General features: G+C 35.8%; 18 protein-coding genes. 3 read left to right on the forward strand and 15 right to left on the reverse strand.

Annotation, left to right across the window (positions count from 1 at the left end):
* Position 1: 1 nt before the first annotated feature.
* The 4 genes from AO058_RS18605 to AO058_RS00410 all read right to left on the reverse strand — a co-directional run bounded on the left by AO058_RS18605 (position 2) and on the right by AO058_RS00410 (position 3,498).
* On the reverse strand, positions 2–400 hold the full coding sequence (locus tag AO058_RS18605; RefSeq protein WP_232228871.1) for a UDP binding domain-containing protein: 399 nt from the start codon (positions 398–400) through the stop codon (positions 2–4).
* A 51-nt stretch (positions 401–451) separates the two neighbouring features.
* Positions 452–1,465, reverse strand: a complete 1,014-nt coding sequence (locus AO058_RS00400) for a nucleotide sugar dehydrogenase (protein WP_232228872.1) — start codon at positions 1,463–1,465, stop codon at positions 452–454.
* Between the two features lie 930 nt (positions 1,466–2,395).
* Positions 2,396–2,830 (reverse strand): hypothetical protein, encoded by a 435-nt coding sequence (locus tag AO058_RS00405; RefSeq protein WP_075324721.1) that lies wholly within the window; start codon positions 2,828–2,830, stop codon positions 2,396–2,398.
* Positions 2,831–3,195: 365 nt separating this feature from the next.
* On the reverse strand, positions 3,196–3,498 hold the full coding sequence (locus AO058_RS00410; protein ID WP_156858121.1) for a hypothetical protein: 303 nt from the start codon (positions 3,496–3,498) through the stop codon (positions 3,196–3,198).
* Between the two features lie 917 nt (positions 3,499–4,415).
* On the opposite strand from AO058_RS00410, the gene AO058_RS00415 reads away from it, so the two are divergent.
* Genes AO058_RS00415 through AO058_RS00425 form a run of 3 tightly spaced genes read left to right on the forward strand, consistent with a single transcriptional unit; the run spans position 4,416 to position 11,666 of the window.
* Positions 4,416–7,424 (forward strand): SusC/RagA family TonB-linked outer membrane protein, encoded by a 3,009-nt coding sequence (locus AO058_RS00415; RefSeq protein WP_075324723.1) that lies wholly within the window; start codon positions 4,416–4,418, stop codon positions 7,422–7,424.
* Positions 7,425–7,434: 10 nt separating this feature from the next.
* A complete protein-coding gene (locus AO058_RS00420; RefSeq protein ID WP_075324724.1) occupies positions 7,435–8,817 on the forward strand; it encodes a RagB/SusD family nutrient uptake outer membrane protein in 1,383 nt (460 codons plus the stop codon).
* 11 nt (positions 8,818–8,828) lie between these two features.
* Positions 8,829–11,666 (forward strand): M16 family metallopeptidase, encoded by a 2,838-nt coding sequence (locus AO058_RS00425; protein WP_075324725.1) that lies wholly within the window; start codon positions 8,829–8,831, stop codon positions 11,664–11,666.
* 70 nt (positions 11,667–11,736) lie between these two features.
* Here AO058_RS00425 and AO058_RS00430 read toward each other — a convergent pair whose 3' ends face one another.
* From AO058_RS00430 to AO058_RS00475, 11 genes are all read right to left on the reverse strand, one after another.
* Complete coding sequence (locus AO058_RS00430; protein WP_075324726.1) at positions 11,737–12,051, reverse strand: DUF6520 family protein; 315 nt, start codon at positions 12,049–12,051, stop codon at positions 11,737–11,739.
* Between the two features lie 233 nt (positions 12,052–12,284).
* A complete protein-coding gene (locus tag AO058_RS00435; protein ID WP_075324727.1) occupies positions 12,285–13,223 on the reverse strand; it encodes a helix-turn-helix transcriptional regulator in 939 nt (312 codons plus the stop codon).
* Between the two features lie 14 nt (positions 13,224–13,237).
* Positions 13,238–13,606 carry a DUF7793 family protein gene (locus AO058_RS00440; RefSeq protein ID WP_075324728.1) on the reverse strand — a complete coding sequence of 123 codons (369 nt, stop codon included), beginning with the start codon at positions 13,604–13,606 and terminating at the stop codon, positions 13,238–13,240.
* 252 nt (positions 13,607–13,858) lie between these two features.
* Positions 13,859–14,332 carry a transcription termination/antitermination protein NusG gene (gene nusG / locus AO058_RS00445; RefSeq protein ID WP_075324729.1) on the reverse strand — a complete coding sequence of 158 codons (474 nt, stop codon included), beginning with the start codon at positions 14,330–14,332 and terminating at the stop codon, positions 13,859–13,861.
* 341 nt (positions 14,333–14,673) lie between these two features.
* Positions 14,674–15,528, reverse strand: coding sequence for an IS110 family transposase (locus AO058_RS00450; RefSeq protein ID WP_075324730.1), 855 nt, complete (start codon positions 15,526–15,528; stop codon positions 14,674–14,676).
* Positions 15,529–15,978: 450 nt separating this feature from the next.
* Positions 15,979–16,344, reverse strand: coding sequence for a DUF2200 domain-containing protein (locus AO058_RS00455; RefSeq protein WP_075324731.1), 366 nt, complete (start codon positions 16,342–16,344; stop codon positions 15,979–15,981).
* A 124-nt stretch (positions 16,345–16,468) separates the two neighbouring features.
* Positions 16,469–17,533 (reverse strand): glycoside hydrolase family 43 protein, encoded by a 1,065-nt coding sequence (locus tag AO058_RS00460; protein WP_075324732.1) that lies wholly within the window; start codon positions 17,531–17,533, stop codon positions 16,469–16,471.
* Between the two features lie 103 nt (positions 17,534–17,636).
* Entirely contained in the window at positions 17,637–18,107 is a 471-nt protein-coding gene (locus AO058_RS00465) for an OsmC family protein (protein WP_075324733.1), read from the reverse strand.
* Between the two features lie 45 nt (positions 18,108–18,152).
* Positions 18,153–18,344, reverse strand: a complete 192-nt coding sequence (locus AO058_RS18900) for a methyltransferase family protein (protein WP_442974493.1) — start codon at positions 18,342–18,344, stop codon at positions 18,153–18,155.
* On the reverse strand, positions 18,335–18,595 hold the full coding sequence (locus tag AO058_RS18195) for a hypothetical protein (protein WP_083634105.1): 261 nt from the start codon (positions 18,593–18,595) through the stop codon (positions 18,335–18,337). The genes AO058_RS18900 and AO058_RS18195 overlap by 10 nt, the downstream gene beginning before the upstream one ends.
* Before the next feature lie 156 nt (positions 18,596–18,751).
* On the reverse strand, positions 18,752–19,327 hold the full coding sequence (locus tag AO058_RS00475) for a Crp/Fnr family transcriptional regulator (protein ID WP_075324734.1): 576 nt from the start codon (positions 19,325–19,327) through the stop codon (positions 18,752–18,754).
* Positions 19,328–19,606 lie beyond the last annotated feature (279 nt).

The raw sequence follows: 19,606 nt of genomic DNA on the forward strand, positions 1-19,606 counted from the left end.
ATTATAATATATTATCAGCTTTTATAAGAACCCCCTTTACATCATAAACCACTGCATTTTCATTTTTAAGACTGTCAAGTTCCATTTCCAAAAACTCCTTATGAGCAACAGTCAACACCACAGCGTCAAACTTTTGTTCAGGTAATTTACTGGTACTTTTCAACCCATATTCATGTTCCACCTCCGCAGGATTTGCCAAGGGATCGTAAATTGTAAGGTTGGTGCCATAAGATTGTAGTTCTTTAACCACATCTATCACTTTGGTATTCCGCACATCTGGGCAATTCTCTTTAAAAGTGATTCCCAATACCAAAATGTTGGCACCTTTTACTTTAAGTTCGTTTTGTAGCATCAGTTTAATCACTTCACTGGCCACATATTTCCCCATAGAATCGTTCATACGTCTTCCCGCAAGAATGATCTCGGGATGGTATCCCAGCTCCTGTGCTTTTTACGCCAGGTAATAAGGATCTACGCCTATACAATGCCCGCCAACCAGTCCCGGTCTAAAGGGTAAAAAGTTCCATTTGGTACCGGCTGCTTCCAAAACATCGTTGGTATCGATCTCCATCTTATTAAAGATCTTCGCGAGCTCATTTACAAAGGCAATATTGATATCCCGTTGCGAGTTTTCAATAACCTTAGCAGCTTCGGCGACTTTAATGGTCGGTGCTAAATGCGTTCCGGCAGTGATCACTTCTTTATATAAAGCATCTACTTGTTGCCCAATCGCTGGGGTAGAGCCCGCGGTTACTTTTAATATTTTTTCTACCGTATGTTCCTTATCACCCGGGTTAATACGTTCCGGAGAATAACCTACAAAGAAATCTTCGTTGAATTTGAGTCCGCTACTCTTTTCCAGCACCGGCACACATTCCTCTTCGGTTACTCCGGGATATACCGTAGATTCATAGATCACAATATCTCCTTTCTTCAAAACTTTCCCAACGCTTTCGCTGCTTTTGTATAGCGGGGTAAGATCGGGGCGGTTGTTTTTATCTATTGGGGTTGGAACGGTAATGATATAGTGGTTGCAGTTGGTGATGTCTTGCAGATCAGAAGTAACATATAAACCATTTTCAGGTTCATTCATGTTAGATCCTGAAACAAGTTCAGGATGACGTTCTGTTTTTTCAATGGTTTCAGTTTCAATCATGTGAGATCCCCGAGCAAATTTCGGGGCAGGCTCTGAAACAAGTTCAGGATGACGAATGCTAGAATCTGTTGCGGTTTCAAGAACCTTACTATTTAATTGTTTTACAGAAACGGGATTTGATTTAAGCAAAACATTTTGCAGCGCTTCATCTTCCACCTCTAATGTGCTGTCGTGACCTTTTTGAAACTCGGCTACCCTGGCTTTATTGATATCAAATCCTACTACGGGAAATTTAGTAGCGAAAAGCCTCGCCAAAGGCAGCCCTACGCATCCAAGGCCTATAACTGCAATTTTAATATTCTCGTTCATTTTACTCTATAATTATGATCAATCTGTAACTTTAAAACAAAAGCGTAGCTTTAAACATCTTCACAAATGTTTTAATTTTATTCCTAAAAAATTTAGATTTTTTTCCGCCGGAGTGCGGGTGAGAGTTACACCATAAAAATTTTTAAGTTTCCTGCAGTTGTAGGGAGCTGCAAAGTAGGTTTTTTAGTCGTAGACGATAGATTTGAATTTTTCAGTTATCTGTTATGAGTTGTGGGTTAAAAAACCCGGAAACTGCAACTCACCAATGCCAACTGAAAACGGCTTCGCCACAGTGAGTCCCATTTTGAACACTCACTACAGCTAATATTATTAACTAATTTTAATAGTTGTTGGACTTAATAACGCCAACAATTCAAAAAAATTATGGAAAAGCGTAAATAGAATTTGTTTTCCGTTAAAGCCGCGAAGATAGAGTACATCTTAAGGCCTTACCAAGTTATAAATGTTAAAATTATTAACTAAATTTAACTTTCATTAATAATTAAGTTTAACCCCCTTTTTGTTAATGAAAATGAAGAAAAGATGAAGTCTGCTTAAATTTATTTTTAATGTACCTAAACATTCTAAGCATAATTATTAGCTAATTTTTCATCAAGAAATTTACAATTAACTTAATAGAACCGCTTGATTTTGCCCCATTTGTTTAAAAATGCCAAACGGATTAGTGAAATCTTTAGGTAGTAAATTTAAAAGCTGGTTTCTTACCCTGAAAGGAATAAAGTATTGAAATACTGGATTTTTTTAATAGGGCCTCTTAATTTTTTCCTTTAGTGTTAGAACTCCCCTGGTGGGGGTTCCATAAGTCTTTAAGCAAGATATTTCTTGTTTTCTTAACCTGGAGCTTTAATACTCAATCCAGATTCAAATAATCATTAAAAAATCCATTCGTAAGCTAGATTTTTTCTTTTCTTACACGACTACAAAATCTTCCCCATAGGCATCTTCTTCAGTAAGATAAACCCCATCTAAAACCTCCAGGGCTTTAGGTTCTTCATTTAGGTTAAAGTAAAAGCGTTTTATTCCATCTATTTCCAAGGAGACTTCATGTGTCTTTTTAAGAATAGTCTTAGAAACAGCACAATCTTTGCTCTGGCCATCCTTAAATTTTAGTCTTACAATATACACATCATCAATTTCCTTTTGAAGCTGTGTTCCATCTTCCAATTCTGCTCTTAACTTAAAAGGCTCTTCAGGTTTGGAGACTTCAATAACGTCAGGAACCTCAAAGGAGTGTTCCCAATGGTATTTTCTGTTGTTCTCACTTTCTTTTCCAAGATGAAATTGATTGGCAAATTCCTGGGAATAGTCTGCGTTAATACATTTAAAGTTCAGTTGAATTCTCATGATAATTAAGTTTAGCAAGTGTAGGTCATTTAATTGAAGAGACAAGTGGATTGATCTGTAGATTGCCAGAAAAAGTATTCCCTTCAATAAATAAAGTTAAAAGCCAGCTAAAGATCCTTTAAAATTCTACTCCCTAAATTTAACCTTCCAAAAATAACCTAATTCTTATACATATCTAACCAGTACAGAACCGGTTAGTTCAATCCTGTAATGCGGAACATTCATATTAGGCTTCCTAAAAAACGGATTGATGAACTTATAGTTTCTGCATACAGGACAAAGCTACTAAATTTAGTGTTACGATTGCGGAACTAGCTAGAGGAGCTAGAACGCGATACGACCGCGATCTAGCTGGGATCCCTCTGCTATTCAGCAGTTTCCCCTTCCTTGGGCAGAAGTTTGGAAATATCCCTTTTGGTATGTTTATGTTTAGCTTCACGTATGGCCACTTTGAGTACTATCTCATAATCCGTACTGGTAATGTCAGCAGTATTAAGAATATTTTCCAGGGTTAACTTCCTTGGATCATTAAAGCGATCCACCATTGTTTCGTAACTCATACCTAATGCAAATGGCATTCCAGTAGAGTATGCACTTGAAATTTCTTTCATTGAACGTACATCTCCCGTAGTAAAACGTGACTTAAGGTTTCTTAAAGCTTCGCGCATAGTATGCGGGTTTACTCTTTTTTCAGACTTCGCTGAGTTTTTTTTGTCTGATTTATCTGCTTTTTTGGCCATGTAGTATGATTTCTTAAATTCAGTCTAAGATGGCACCAGGATATTGATACTCAATGAAATATCACATAAGTTATGATAATTATTAGAATTTATGTGATATTTATTTGGTTTATTGAAACTTTATAACTAATATTGTGTAATAACATCAAGTTTATCTGTGATATATAACAGATTATATCATAAATAAATTCGGTAAGACAGGTGTTAACAAAGAGTCTCGACCGCAAATTCCGACAATTTGTAATCAGAACGAGACGGTAGGTTAATGCCCGAGGTGATATTTTGTGTACCTTCGTACCGCTATAGCACTAAGGGCTCTATCGTAATCCCGTTTCTGATAGGCGTCGGAACCTTGCGGTACGGTTGATAGGGCCCGCTATAGTATTTGGTTCTATATATACTGGCGAGACTCGTTTTCAACTAATCAATATGAAAACGGGTTTCTTATTTTACACAATACTCATTTCCGCCACCCATTGTGGCGATTCCCTATTCAACGGTCCATCGGCCGCCGAACGGCTATTTTCAGTTAAACCAAGAAATCCTATCTAAGTTATTTTGTTCATGGTTTCCAACAAATCTGAAGCACCAAAATACCAACCTCTGAAGAACTTAGCAAATTAATAAGCCTTTAACTATTCTTGAAAAAACTAGATGCACTCGTCCTTCCGTTCAAGGCGAAGGTTTCGGCAGAAAACTAAAAAAAATTGCACAATGTAAAGAAAAAGTGAATTAGCCTTATTTAAAGGTGTTAAGCCAAAAATCCTTCCCCCGAAGATTGCCGTCGGTAGGGGAAGGTTTAGGCTTAAATAAAACAATGTTTCATTCAAAACACACGTAAAATTATGAAAAATAATTACTCGCGCCTTAAATGGGTGGCGCTAATTATTCTTGGTGGGATACTAATGTTCCTGTCAATGGTTGCAACTGCAGCAACCCCTACTCCTCTACCCTTGCTACAGCAAGAGGTGACAGGTAAAGTGGAAGATCAAAATGGGCTTCCTATTCCAGGAGTAACAATTACAATAAAAAATACCAACCGAGGTACCGTAACCAACCTAGACGGGGAATATAATATTACAGCTCCTGCAAATGGTACTCTGGTTTTTTCTTTTATTGGTTATAAAACTGTAGAAATCCCAGTAGATAACAACGAAGAATTAAATATTCAATTAGAAGAAGACATTGCCGCACTGGGGGAAGTACAAATTAATGCTGGGTATTATAACACTACAGACAGAGAAAGAACGGGTAGTATCTCGAGGGTATCTGGCGAAGATATAGAAATGCAACCCGTAGAAAGTCCTTTAGCTGCACTCCAGGGGAGAATTCCCGGGGTAGAAATAGAACAACCCAGTGGTATTGCTGGATTAGCTACTTCAATTCGCATTAGGGGCAGGAACAGTTTGAGGCTGGAAGGAGATTATCCCCTATTTATTATCGATGGAGTTCCTGTTAACTCCAGTCCAATAAACAGTACTGGTCCTTTTAGCAGTGGTTCAGGTATTGATCCTCTTAATACATTGAATTTAGCAAATATTGAAAGTATTGAGGTTTTAAAGGACGCTGATGCCACTGCTATTTATGGATCACGCGGTGCCAACGGGGTAGTTTTGATTACTACAAAAACTAGGAATCTGAATAAAGAACATACTTCTTTTGAAGCTAGCTTTTATTCCGGGGTTTCAAATGTCTCTAACCGTATGGAGGTTATGAATACTGATCAATATTTATCTGTTAGAAGGGAAGCTTTTGAAAATGACGGGGTAACACCCAGCGAAATAAATGCTCCCGATTTAACATTATGGGATCAGGATCGTTCTACAGACTGGCAGGAAGTATTAATGGGCGAAACAGCAGCTATCAGCAATGTAAATATGTCCCTTTCCGGGGGGAGCGAAAACACATCATTTCTATTGGGGGGATCCTATCAAAATAAGGATGATGTATTTCCGGGTAATTTTGGATATGACAAGGTAACTTCCAACTTTAATTTACATCATAACTCGAAAGACCAAAGACTTTCTATAGATTTCTCGGCAAATTACGGTGTGGACCACAATGAACTGTTCTATGGGACCAATTTTGTTCGTTTAGCCATTACCTTACCTCCAAATGCACCGGCATTATATAATGAAAACGGAAGTTTGAACTGGGCGGATGGAAGCTGGACAAATCCACTGGCAAGCTTATATCGACCACAGCAGATCAAAACCGAAAACCTGCTTTCAAGTTTAAGTTTAAGTTACAAATTATTCGAAGGCCTTAAATTAAAAACTAACCTGGGATATTCTACATTAAAAAATGAAGAAACAACAAGAAATTTACTTAATTCTTACAACCCAGATAGCTGGGATCGGATTAGCCTTAGCTCATATCATTCCAATACAAAAAGGAGTTCCTGGATTATCGAACCCCAACTTCAATATAATAAGCGTTTAGGCAAATTAGATTTAAATATTCTTGTCGGAGGAACACTGCAACAAGACCAAAGTAGCTATATTTTTTTGGAAGGAAATGGATATGGGGATGATCATTTAGTTGGAAATTTAAGTACTGCAGATGAAATTCGTGTAAATTCTAATGAACATATTGATTACCGCTACAGTGCATTATTTGGACGACTTGCATTGAATTGGAATAAAAAGTATTATCTCAATTTTACAGGAAGAAGGGACGGATCTTCAAGATTTGGTACAAATAATCGGTTTGCAAATTTCGGAGCAATAGGTACTGCTTGGATCTTTTCAGATGAAGCTTTCATTCAGAAAAATTTATCTTTTTTAAGTTTTGGAAAATTTAGAGGAAGTTACGGCACTACAGGAAGTGATCAAATTCCTGATTACGGATATATGGATACCTATGAAACTACTTCGGGACCTGGAGGGTTGTACCCTACACAACTTTTAAATCCAGATTTTTCCTGGGAAATTAATAAAAAACTAGAACTTGCTTTACAATTAGGATTTTTGGAAGACCGGTTAAATTTAGAGGTTAATTGGTATCGGAACCGATCCACTAACCAATTAACGGGGTATCCACTTCCTTATACAACTGGATTTAGCTCTGTCCAGGCAAATCTACCGGCTACTATTCAAAATACCGGTTGGGAAATAGCTTTGAATACCATTAATTTTCAACAGTCGGATTTCACCTGGAATTCTTCAGTGAATTTTACCGTGCCCAAAAACAAATTGGTAAAGTTTAATGATTTAGAACTAACACCTTACCGACAAACCTATAAAATTGGAGAACCATTGGATATAGCCATACTCTATCAATTTGATGGTATTAATCCAGAAACTGGGCGCTATCAAATTGCTGATATCAATAATGATGGACGTTTAAATTTTAATGATAAAACAGTTATCAAACGTATTGGTCGGAAATTTTATGGAGGCCTTCAAAATAATCTGAAATTAAAGAATTTCGAGATCGATTTCCTATTGGAATATATAAATCAAAGCAGCCACACATACTTATCGCAAATGACCAATGCACCAGGTCGGTATGGCAATAATTCAATAGAAATCCTTGACTCCTGGCGACAAGAAGGAGATGATCCCCATGTTCAAAAATTATCACAGGGTATACCTTCTCTTTTTTCCTATCTGGATGCGGTTGAAAGTGATCTGGTGATCGGTGATGCATCTTTTTTAAGGTTAAAAACTCTTTCTATTAGTTATAATTTGCCATCTGCTATTACAAACAGTTTAGCCTTTCAAAGTTTTAACCTTTTTCTTCAGGGACAGAACCTTTTTACTATTACTGATTATATCGGCTTAGATCCACAGGGTGGTCAAGCTGTTCCGCCATTAAGAACGATTACAGCCGGTCTCCGGGTAAACCTTTAAAATTTGAATTATGAAATATAAAAGCTTTTTAATATTAATACTACTTGGGGTACAACTTTCTTGTGATGACTTTGTTGAAGTAGATGTACCAAATGACCGAATAACTAGCCAAACTGTCTTTGCCAAAGATGAAACAGCTATTAGTGCAGTCAAAGGTATTTACAACCAGTTATACAGTGCAGATTTCTCAGGTGGCTCACAAAACTCAGTAACAGTACTTTCCGAATTGTCAGCAGACAATCTTCGAGCTACAGTATCCACCGCTACTCTTCTGGAATTTGAAGAAAATGAGATTTTTATTAATAACAATCATAATTTACGCCTTTGGTCCAGCGCATATAATATTATTTACATGACCAATGCAGTATTGCAAGGTTTAGAAAACAATGAACGAATCTCCCCTGATGTTAGAACTCAATTAATTGGCGAAACCCAGTTTATTCGTGCTTTCACCTACTTCTATCTTGTTAACTTATTTGGAGAAGTTCCTTTAGTTCTAACTACAGATTACCAAATAAACGCAAAAATATATCGAAGTAGCATAGAAGATGTATATGCTCAAATCGTTGAAGATCTAGAGCAATCGACAGATCGCTTGGATAGTACATACGAAAATGGAGAGCGTTTTCGAGCTAATAAATTTACTGTTATTGCTTTGTTGGCTAGGGTACACCTATATTTAGAAAATTGGGAATTGGCAGAGGAATTGAGCTCTGAAGTTATAGCTGCAAGTGACACTTATAACCTTGTGGATCTCAATGAAGTTTTTCTGGCTAATAGCAAAGAAGCCATTTGGCAAATCTCCCCCTTAGAAGGTGGATCTGTACGAGCCAATACTCGAGAAGGTGATTTTTTTATTTTGGTCGACAACCTAGAAACAGTTGCTCTCACAGAAGATTTAATGGCTTCATTTAGTGAGAATGACTATAGAAAAAATAACTGGACTGGAGGTTTTGATACAGAAACTAATCATTATGATTTCCCATTTAAATATAAGATTAAAAATGCAGCGGGTGAGGCTTTGGAGTATTCTATGGTTTTACGATTGGCCGAACAATACCTTATTAGATCAGAAGCTAGAGCCCACCAAAATAAATTAGAAGAAGCAATTGAAGATCTTAATAAATTAAGACAACGAGCAAACCTGAATCCAGTTGAAACCAATTTCCCGGAAATTACTCAAGACCAACTTCTGAATTTAATTATTGAAGAAAGAAGGCATGAATTATTTGCCGAATGGGGACATCGATGGTTCGATTTAAAACGTATCAACCAAGCCAATGAAATCCTCTCCCCAATTAAACCCCTATGGGAAAATACCGATGTGTTATATCCCATCCCGGAAGAGGAAATGATAAAAAACCCAAATATTGATCAAAATTCAGGTTACTAAATAAAAAAAATATGGAATATTCCTTTTGTCATAAAGTTTTTATTGGCATTATCTATTGCTTACTTTTAAGTACTTCCAATGCCCAAATATTAAGTTCCGATACCCTAGTAGATACTTCTATTACCTACGGAAAACTGGAGAATGGTCTATCTTATTATATAAAACCTATTGAGAATGGTTCTTCGGAAATCCACTTGAGACTGATTGTAAAAGCAGGGCTTAGGCAGGAAGTTTCCGGTGAATATCAGTTTGCTCATCTTTTAGAGCATTTAGGATTTGTTGCCGGTAAGAATATTTCCTTCAAAAAAAGCGGAAAACTATTGGATGAGGCAGGTATCCTACTGGAACAGTTTAATGGTATCACTAAATTGGATAATACAGATTATTATGTTAATACCTCGAGTAAAAATAGTAAAGCAATAGACTTGACCCTGAGTTTTTATAAGGATATAATATGGAACCTGGAAATAACCGAAAAAAATATTGGTTTAGAACGTTTAACCATCCTGGATGAAGCAAATGGTAATGATTACAATCTTGGTCAATTATCACATTATTTACAAAGAGAGGTAACCGGATGGGGGCAACCTGTCCCAAGCGATTTTATAACCCATATAAAAACCTTTAAACCTGAGGCTATCATCGATTTTTATAAAAAATGGTACCATCCTGAATTGATGGCTCTTGTTGTAGTTGGTGATATACCAAATGCAGCAAAACTGGAACTTAAGATACAGAAGCAATTTTCGAAAAAATCCAATTCAGACTTGTCCATTGATCCTGAATCTAACAAATCAATTTATCTTCAAAGGGACCCACAATTCATTCGGAAATCAATTAAAAGAAACGCTAACGAGACACAGAGCAATACCGTTAGAACAAGCTTATACTTCCGACAACAACACCAAAGAGGATTAACGGATCAACGACAGCTAAAAGATGAGATAATAAAGAATTTATTTGTAGAACTATTAAATAGAAGGTTTCAGCAAAAGTTAAGCGATTATAATACCTTCCATACTATTCGGTCCAGTTTTTTAAATCCACCCTTCGCACTCAAATTAGATATAGTAACGGAAAATGGTTTAAATAAGGAAATTTTACAACAACCTATTACTGAACTAAATAACATTGAAAAGTATGGTTTTTCACCAGAGGAATTCGAAGAGCGTAAAAATGATTTGCTTTTATCATTAAAAAACACCGACACATTACAAGTTCACTACTGGAAGAATGAAATTGTCAAACATTTTGTTTATGGAAATGCACTACCGTCAAGTAAAATTTCAAGGCAAATCGAATTTTTAAAAAAGCTTACCCGGGCAAGATTTCATTCCAAGATTCAAGATATCATTAAAAGACAACCTGAAGACATTAGCATAGCCGCATATTCTGGAGATCTCTTCCTTAAACATTCCGAAAAAACTATCCGAAGATGGCTTTCCCACGCAGATACTTCTCATGCAAAACCTTTCGCAGTATATAAGAAAAGTAAAGTTTTGATAGATTCTGCTGAAATTGCAAGTTTAAATAAATCTGCTGTTAAAGAACTGGATATTAAAATACCGGGAGCAAAAAAATATCAGTTGAAAAATGGACTTTCCATAATCTTAAAACCTTTGAAAAAATCAGAAAATTCAAAATATATTTCCAGTACCGTTAGATTTCATGGTTACACTTTAAGAGGTATAAATTGTTATCCAAAAAAAGATCTTTTTTCTGCATTTAATGCAACAGCAATACTTGAAAATACAGGAATAGGAACATTGGATAAATTTGAACTAAGAAACTATTTAGAAAAAAACAAATTTAAAGGATATGTAAGTCCTTATATTGAATCTAACCAGTCAGGTATAAAAGGGTCAGTTTCAATAGAAAACCTGGAAACTGCGTTACAATTAGTTTATTTATATTTTAATCAGCCCCACTTTAATAAAGTAGCTTTTGAAGACTGGAAAACAAAAACAAAATTTCTTAGTGCTTATAAAAACCTAACCCATGAAAATTTTCTTTCAGCTATCAGAAAAGAGTTACCCTACGTTGAGTTTGTTCCCCAAGGCAGCGAATTAGTACAGGGAATTGATCAAACTGATTTAGAAAGAGCAGAAAAAATATATGGTGAACTATTTAAAAACGCTAACGATTTTACTTTTTTGGTTACGGGAGACTTTAAGGAAAATGAGATATTAGACTTGTTCCGAAAGTATTTTGGTAATCTTCCTCTAAAAAATGAAAATATTAAAAAGTGTTATCCAAATTCAGATAAAACAACCATCCCTACGGAGGCAAAATCAAACATCTTTTATACCAGGACACCTTTGGAATTACCTTTAGTAAGAATAATTTACCCAAAGAAAATTAAAAGTATGGGAGTGAATTGGAAAGAGCGAATCAAAATAGAACTTTTACGACGTAGTTTATCAGAATTATTGTATAAAAGCTTAAGGTTTGAGTCCGAGAAAGGAGGTACTTATCAGATTATAGCAGGTATGAATTTTGCTGATAGGAGAAATTATCATGAAACATTTATTCATTTTAGTGCTTATCCTAAAGATGTAGGTAGGTTAACCGAAAACGCTAAAAAAGTGGTAGATGAACTAAAAACAACTTCTATAGAAAGTTCTTTTCTGGAAAAATTAAAAAATGTCTATTTTCAAGAAGAGGAAACGTATGGGAACACTTTAAATAAAATGTATGAGTATGAAAATTATGATAGACATTGGTTGGAACTCGATAAAAAGAAGGAATATGTACAATCAATTGATCCTGAAGACATCCAGCAAACAGCCTCAGAATATCTAAATGTGGAACCATTGGTATTTAAGATGGTTTCCCCTGCTGAGTTATAAACTTCTAAAAAATAAAAAGTGTACAGCTTTAGGCAACCTAAGCTGTACACTTTTCTTTCAATAAAAAAAATCAATTTGAAGGAACAGGGCCCTCCACTCGTTTAATATTCAAGGTTCCAAATGCTTCATCATTTGTATTTGGAGAATTATATACCTGATAAGGCGTGCCAGAAGGGTCTTCAGTGAAAATCACCAGACATTCTTCATCACCATTCCCGCACTCTACTTCAATTTCATGCCAGTTGTTTCCAATATTAACATACATGGTCGCATAATTATCACTTTCTGATAATTCCGGCTTTGGTTCTGGGTCTACCGTAGCAAAGGTCAATCCTATGGCAAAAATAATTGCCAGCATCGGTAAAATTACTTTTAAGTATTTCATAATATTTAAATTTAATTGTTAATAAACATGCCGTTGTAAAACAGGTATTCGGCCTCACCTGCATCATCGCGCAATAATATTTTTATAATTATTCTCTTCTTTTTTAATTCAACCTAAATATTGAGTTTAAAAATCCAGAATAGTTTTTTCTTTTTCTATGAGTATAAAGGTCTGCAATAATCATATTCCAGAGGAACCATGAAATGTTCCGGGAAGGTATTTCCTGTTCTTGACTACTTGTGCTTATTGAAAAAAGACTGCTTTCGGAACTGCATTGGTGTTATTCCATATTTTTTGCGAAAGCGGTTGCAGTAATGAGAACTTGTTTTAAAGCCATAATTTTTAGCTACATCCTTTATTTCCATATCGCTTTGCTTAAGTAAAAAAGTACTGGCCTCAAGACGCTTTTCCATATCATATTTTAATACCGGTTTCCCGTATCGATCTTTAAAAGCTTTCTGTATAGAGCTTATACTACCTCCGGCCTCACTTGCAATAACCTCTAAAGAAGGGATGGAAGAGGTTTGGAGTTTAAGAAGTACATCATGAACCCGTTGTGCCAATAAAAAATCACCAATAGTTTTAGAATTATTTTTAGCCTTTTTACCGGAAAAAGTTTGTAAAGTATCTTGTTCCGGTGCGGCTATGGGAGGAACCGGTTGTTGAGGATCGAAACCCAAAATATAATACCAGGAATCCTCAAGTAAAGCGCTGCTTTGTAAAACCTGAATATGTAATGGGACTAATAAATCACTCTCTCCCTTTATATCCAGAATTCCCATATCGCAACAGCTTAAGGTTTCCTTATCCCATTTATTCCATTGTTTTGAAAATATTTTCTTTCCTTTTAGGGATAACAAGTCGTGTAGTGTTTTTGGCATTAACTCCTTGGAGATAAGTTGATAGTTATCATCGGTATGCGTCAGCAATTCTCTCTTTGAATTTATTAAGAGAATTATTTTGGGGTGTGTAAAAACCTGGATTTTCTTGATTTCATTAAACATAGTGTTTAGACGAATATTCGTTTTGTTGATTAACATACCAAGGGTATCTTTCCAGTCTCTAGCGTCTGAAATAGGAATTCTGTATAAAAAATTACCCGAAGCCATTTTAAGCAAAGCCTTTACTAATTGCATAAACCTGTGATCGTATATCTGATGTGGTGTGAGCATTTTAAAAGGATTTATTATATAAACTTTTGAAGATAATCCAGCGCTTCTTGTTTGTTACTGAAAATTTGAATAGGCTTTGCCAGGTTATGAAGTTTTATAAATACTTCCGCCAGTACACGGTGATAATAGGAATTGCATAGTAATGCTATGGCAGGGACTAAGGTAATCCCTTCCGTGGCAAGGTAATCTGCGGCCTCTTCACTTACAGTCTTAAGGTTATAAATGTTACATAAAACAGGATAGGGAGTTTTATTCTGAAACTTTAATCTACTGGCAACAATTATTTGCGCTTCCTTCAGATCAAGTTCAGCTAATGGCTTAAATGTGAAAAAAAGAATTCCTTCACTTACCCACATAGTTGCATATTCAGATTCTTCCTGCATAATATTTGAATTCCAGGTGAAATCTATCGGGTAGGGCTCTAGAAATTTTTGGGTAATATAAATATAAAGAGTTTTTTGTTTACTCTGAAAGTTGTCTATTAAGCCTAAAAAGTATTCCTTAAAGTTTTATTTGGGTAAAGATCAATGAATCAATTACCTTTAAGCAGTAAGGAGTTCATAAAAATCAGCGAAATTTCGAAAGAAGCCTGTATAAATTAAAATAATGAGATGTAACTATTTCTAATTTTTTATCTAAAGCACCTCTTTGATTTTAACTTCTACCGTGAACCCAAGATGCGGAAGTACAAGGCGCATTTTTCTTTTTCCTATATCACGAATAATAGCTTCCTGTTGTTTAAAGGCACCGTTTTTAATGGTTATTTTATCTCCTTCATTTAGATGCTCTACTTTAGCGTCATCAACTTTATCTTCTTCCAGCCATTCGCGTATTACTTTAATCTCTTTGTCTCTTACAATAGCCGGTTTGCCTAACCAAAATAAATACCGAATCACACCGGGGACCTCAAAAACCCCGTTGCGATTCTTTTCCTCCATTTTTATAAAAACATAAGATTTAAAGAGAGGCGTTTTAATTTTCTTCTTTCTATCGCTCCATTGTTTTATCTCTGTGATAAAAGGGCAATAGACCTCAACCCCCATTTGTTGCAAACCCTTGGCTACTCTTTTTTCCATCCTGGGTTTGGTAAATAAAACGTACCACGACATAGTTAAAATTTATTTATCATTCTTCGCAGCAGGGTAATTTTGAAGAAATTTTAGATTGAATTGTTAGTTAGCAGGATCAAAATTACAAAGATTTTGAGTAGGAATAAGGCCTGGTGCCCGTTGAAATTAAAATCAATCTTTGAAGCACTCAGACATAGTTAGTTATTTTTAAAATATTAGGAAATGGGTGACTAAAACCGTTTTACAAAAAAGGTACTGCGATAAAAAACAAACTATTTGTTATTTTTTTACATGGATTACGTGGCATTGTTGAAATGGAACAACTCTAAATTGGAGTTGTTTCCAGTCCAACAACAAGCATAACACCAAAATCATTATTTCTAATGTGAAAATGAATAATCTGGATTATACTCTGATCCATTCTTCCAAATCGTATAAATAAGTACTAGTAGATTCCTTGCTACTGCAGTTACCGCAATCTTCTTAATGCCTTTGCTCTCCGATAGACGTTCATAAAATATCTTTAGACTTGGATTATGCTGTAGGGAAGATAATGCAGGCATATATAGGGCTGATCTTATAAAACTATTCCCCTTCTTGCTTATAGTTGTCTTTCCGGCATGTAGACCCGATTGCCGATGCTGGATATCAAACCCACAGTAGCTTACCAATTGTTTGGAATTGCGTACGAGTGCAAAAGCATTTGTCTCGCCCAAAATACAAGCGATGGTCATAAACCCTACTCCTGGTATGGTCTCCATCTTTCTGATCCGTTCGTCCAGAATGCTATCTTTTTTAACAACTAGCTTGATCTCAGATTCCACCTGTGCAATCTGCTTTTCCAGTAATTGGATTTGTTGTTTTAGTCTCTTAGCAACTGTGGGGGGACATTTATGGGAATTATCCTTCGCATGTAATTGGTTTTTGGTCATGGTAAGTTTAGCTTTAAGGCTACGGTAATCTCTTGTTAGAATCTTTAAAGTTCTCATATGAAGCGAGGGAATTTCCCAATGATTTAATTTCCTTTCCAAGCCCATCCTGCACAAAAGCTTAGCATCTACACTATCGGTCTTTGTCTTTATGTTATGGCTCTTGGCAAAGTAGTTTACTTTGTTGGGAAGTACTACCGACAAGTATAAATCCCTCTCCTGAAGCCAATAAGCCAAATTCTCATAATAGACCCCAGTGGCTTCCATCACAAAAAAAATTTCTGCAGGATCTTTTTTCTTCTTCAACCATTCCAGCAGTTTTTAAAACCTTTAATGTCATTCGTAAACTTCTGCACCTTAGAAAATTGTAATTCACCGAATTCGGTATACAAACCATAGGAACATTCAAGGGAATCTTTTGATACATCAATTCCCCCACAAAATTGTACTGTTTTCATAATACTAGGATTTAATGAGGCAGGAACCTTCTTATGATCTATTCTCGTCTTTACGCGGGATGCATAAAAGCTCCCTAAGTACTGCCCAGATTCTGAGAAACGAATGGGAATAGGTATATGTCTTTTTTACGGTATATCTCAAGGACAACCTAGTAACAGCTATATCTCCTATTCCCACTGCCTTTTTCTCCAAAGAAAATAAAAGAACCTTAATGAATTACAAACGTACGAGTAACTGGCAGTATTAATACAACACTTACCTAACTGAATTATTATATACCAGGTGGTAAAAAATGTCTTAATCACTTCTCAAAATTTTCTCCATAGGTTTAGCCTTTGCAAGTTCGTCTACCAACTTGTCTAAATACCTTACTTTTTGAGTTAGGGGATTATCGATTTCCTCTACGCGGTAACCACAAATCACCCCGGTAATGAGGTGCGCATTCCCATTTAAATTTGCGCGCTCAAAAAAAGTTTCGAAATTTACTTTTTCTTCAATGAGTTCCTTCTGCTTTTTTTTATCAAAACCTGTTAACCACTCAATCACCTTTTCAAGTTCTTCTTCTGTCCGTCCTTTCTTCTCCGCCTTGGTAAGATAATGTGGATATACCGAAGCAAAAGTCATTTTTGCCATTCGCTCGTTGTGTTTGGGTGTTGTTTTCATAACCTAAAATTTATTCTACTAATTGCTATTATTTTCAAGGAAAAACAGGTTTAAGTTATAAAATTATTGGTTGTTTTACGACCTTTAAAAATATCCCAGATTATAATTTTCTAAATCCTTCATTCTATTTAAGATTTTTCATACTCATTTCTTTATCACTTAACTCCTGTCCAAAAAATGGCATCCCTTCTTTCCACTTCAGTACTCTTGCCCTGGTGTGCCTATTTGGGTCATAAAGAGGTTCGCCATCAATTTCTTTATAATTACGGGCGTGATAAATCATTATATCGGTTTCTCCATCTTCAGCTTTGGTAAAGCTATTATGGCCCGGACCAAAACGCTTCAGAGCGGGATTACTGTAAAATACCGGTTCTGGTAATTTATGCCAGGAAGTGGGATCAAGAAGATCGGCATCGGTATCGGCCCACATTAATCCTATGGAATAATTGGCATCGGTAGCACTGGCAGAAAATGTTACAAATACTTTTCCGTGGCGCACGAGTACCGCAGGAGCTTCATTTACCCTGTGCCCCTGATTTTCCCAGTCGTGCGTAGGTTGTGAAATCACCACTTGGTTATCTGCCAAAGTGGTTGGACTGGTCATTTCAGCAATATACAGGCCGGTATTCATTATGGTATCTGAAGCCCTATCAGTCCAGATCATATAGCGTTGATCGTCTAATTCAAAGGTAGTCGCATCCAGGGAAAAATCGTCCCGATTACTAACCACCTGGCCTTCCTCTTTCCATTCCCCTTTGGTAGGATCGGCGGAAGGATTAGACAATGCATACATTCTAATTTTCCATTTTTCTTCTGCTGAACCGGCTGCGAAATACACGTACCATTTTCCGTCTATTCGGTGCAGTTCTGGAGCCCAGATATGATTCCCCATTACTCCTTTATCATGTTTACGCCATATTATTACGGGCTCGGCTTCCTTTATGCCATTGATAGTTTTTGATTTACGAATTTCAATTCGATCATATTCCGGAACGGTTGCTATAAAATAATAGTTGCCATCTTCGGTCTTAGTCACAAACGGATCTGCTCTTTGTTCGGCTAAGGGATTATCAAATTGCAAGCTTTTTGTTTCCTCCATTCCGGTTTTTGAAGAACCACAGGAAAACGGTATTAAAAGAAGACTGAAAACTCCAAAAACTTTTACTATACCAACAAAAAAATTTCGCATTTTAATCAGGTTTTAATTTTTCACCAATTTAATAAAACTATTTTAATTGTGTATTTCACACTTAAAATAGTTGGAGTTAATTCTGTTTAAGGTTTAGTTGCTTTTAATTTATGGTGGTGGTGGGGTTATATTCAATATCAAAATTACAGGAATTGGCAATAAAACACATTTTACCTGCTTCCTGGTGCAACTCATTTGCCTTTTGAATCATACTTTCTTTTGCTACTTTCACTTGAGGATTTAGCATGACTTTGGTAAACTTTCCGCTTCCATTAGGAGCTTCTTCCATTACACCCGTGGCATTATCCAAATAGGCTATTACTATAATTTTGTGACTGGAACATAGATGTAAAAACCAAAGCATATGACAGGCCGCTATTGAAGATAAAAATAAATCTTCGGGATTATATTTGGTTTTATCGCCCAGGAAAGCCGGATCTGCCGAACCCATAATTTCAGCATATTTTCCTTCAGCTGAAATACTATGATCACGACTGTAAGACCTGTAATTCAGCGTTCCCTTACCTTGGTTCCCGGTCCATTCCACGCTTAGTTCGTATTGATGATTTTTCATTTTAGAATAATTGACTTACTGGTGATTTAACGGAGTTCCGGCTGATTATATCCACCGATTTACTTTGGATTTATATGCTCTATATTCTGCACCAAATTGCTTTTCCATTTCTTTTTCTTCAAATGAAATGTACCAGTAATTTGTGACCAAAATAAAAAGTACACAGACAAGGATTGGGATCAATGTTCCCAATAAGACCCAAACTCCAAGTAAACTTATTAAAAAACCTAGATAAATTGGATTTCTGCTGAATTTAAAAAGTCCGTTGTAACCAGTTTTCGTGGTTTCTTGAAGGTGTGGATTTCGGTTTCTATTTTATTGAATAGTTTTCTAACTTTTATAGTCATAACTATTCCCAGCAGGAGTAAGATGATCCCAAGGTAATTATAAGGCTGTGGAATAATTTTCTCAATTACGATTACATTTCTAATCAAGACCATAAGGATGATACAAATTAGAAAAAGAAATGGTGGAATTAATTTTTTCATACCCCGGATGTTTAGTATTTGTAAACTACCTCGAAGCAAGCTCACGAAACATTCATTAAGAACATTGTTTAATTTTCGAGGCAAACCTCGGAGTATTTAAATCTCGATTATCGAGTAAAGGTATACCGCAAAAAAAACGATTACATTAACATAGGTTTATGCGCCCATATTTTTTCTAATTCGGCTTAAGGCAATGGGCGTGATACCCAAATAAGAGGCGATCATATGTTGTTTTACCCTTTTTTCCAGGTCTGGGTATTCTTCCAGAAATATGCGGTATCTACTTTCAGCATCCAGTAACAGAAATTCCCGTTCCCGCTTTTCTTTTACCGAATATCCTTTCTCTAATAATTTAACCAGCAGTAAATTCCACCTGGGATTTTGTGCTTTTAATTTTTGCCAGTTATTATAAGAAATGACTAAAACCTCTGATTCTTCCAGGGCTTCAATAAAGAAATGAGAAGTTGTTTTTGAGATCATTGCCGAATAGGAACTAATAAAACTCCCTTCAGGCATAAAGACTTTTGTAAATTCTTTGCCCTCTTGCGAAATATAAACATAACGGAACAAGCCGATAACTACAATACCAAATTTAGCGGGAATTTGACCTGCTCTTATAAAATGAGATTTTGGATCGAAGTTTTCAATTTTGGATATTTCGGTAAACTCAGAAATTTCCTGTTCGCTTAAGTCGGTGAATTTTCTAATCGATTTTATAATTTCTGCTAACATCTCTGAATTACTTCCACGAATTATTATAAACACTAAAATAATCAAATTCAGCAATTTAACTTAACAGATGCTTTCTATCAGCAGAAACATAACACCCGCCAATCAAAACTGTAACAAATTCTGAAATATTCTACTAATAAGCTATAACATGAAATCATCTTATGAAAAATACTACCCAGGCTCTTGTTGCCAGGCTCAAAAAATCGGATAAAAGAACTAAGATTCTATGCTTGATCACAGCAGGGTGCATCCTTTCTCTTATAGTTTTACAGATGGGCT

Source organism: Salegentibacter sp. T436 (assembly GCF_001932675.1).
In the GTDB taxonomy this organism is placed as follows: Bacteria; Bacteroidota; Bacteroidia; order Flavobacteriales; family Flavobacteriaceae; genus Salegentibacter; species Salegentibacter agarivorans.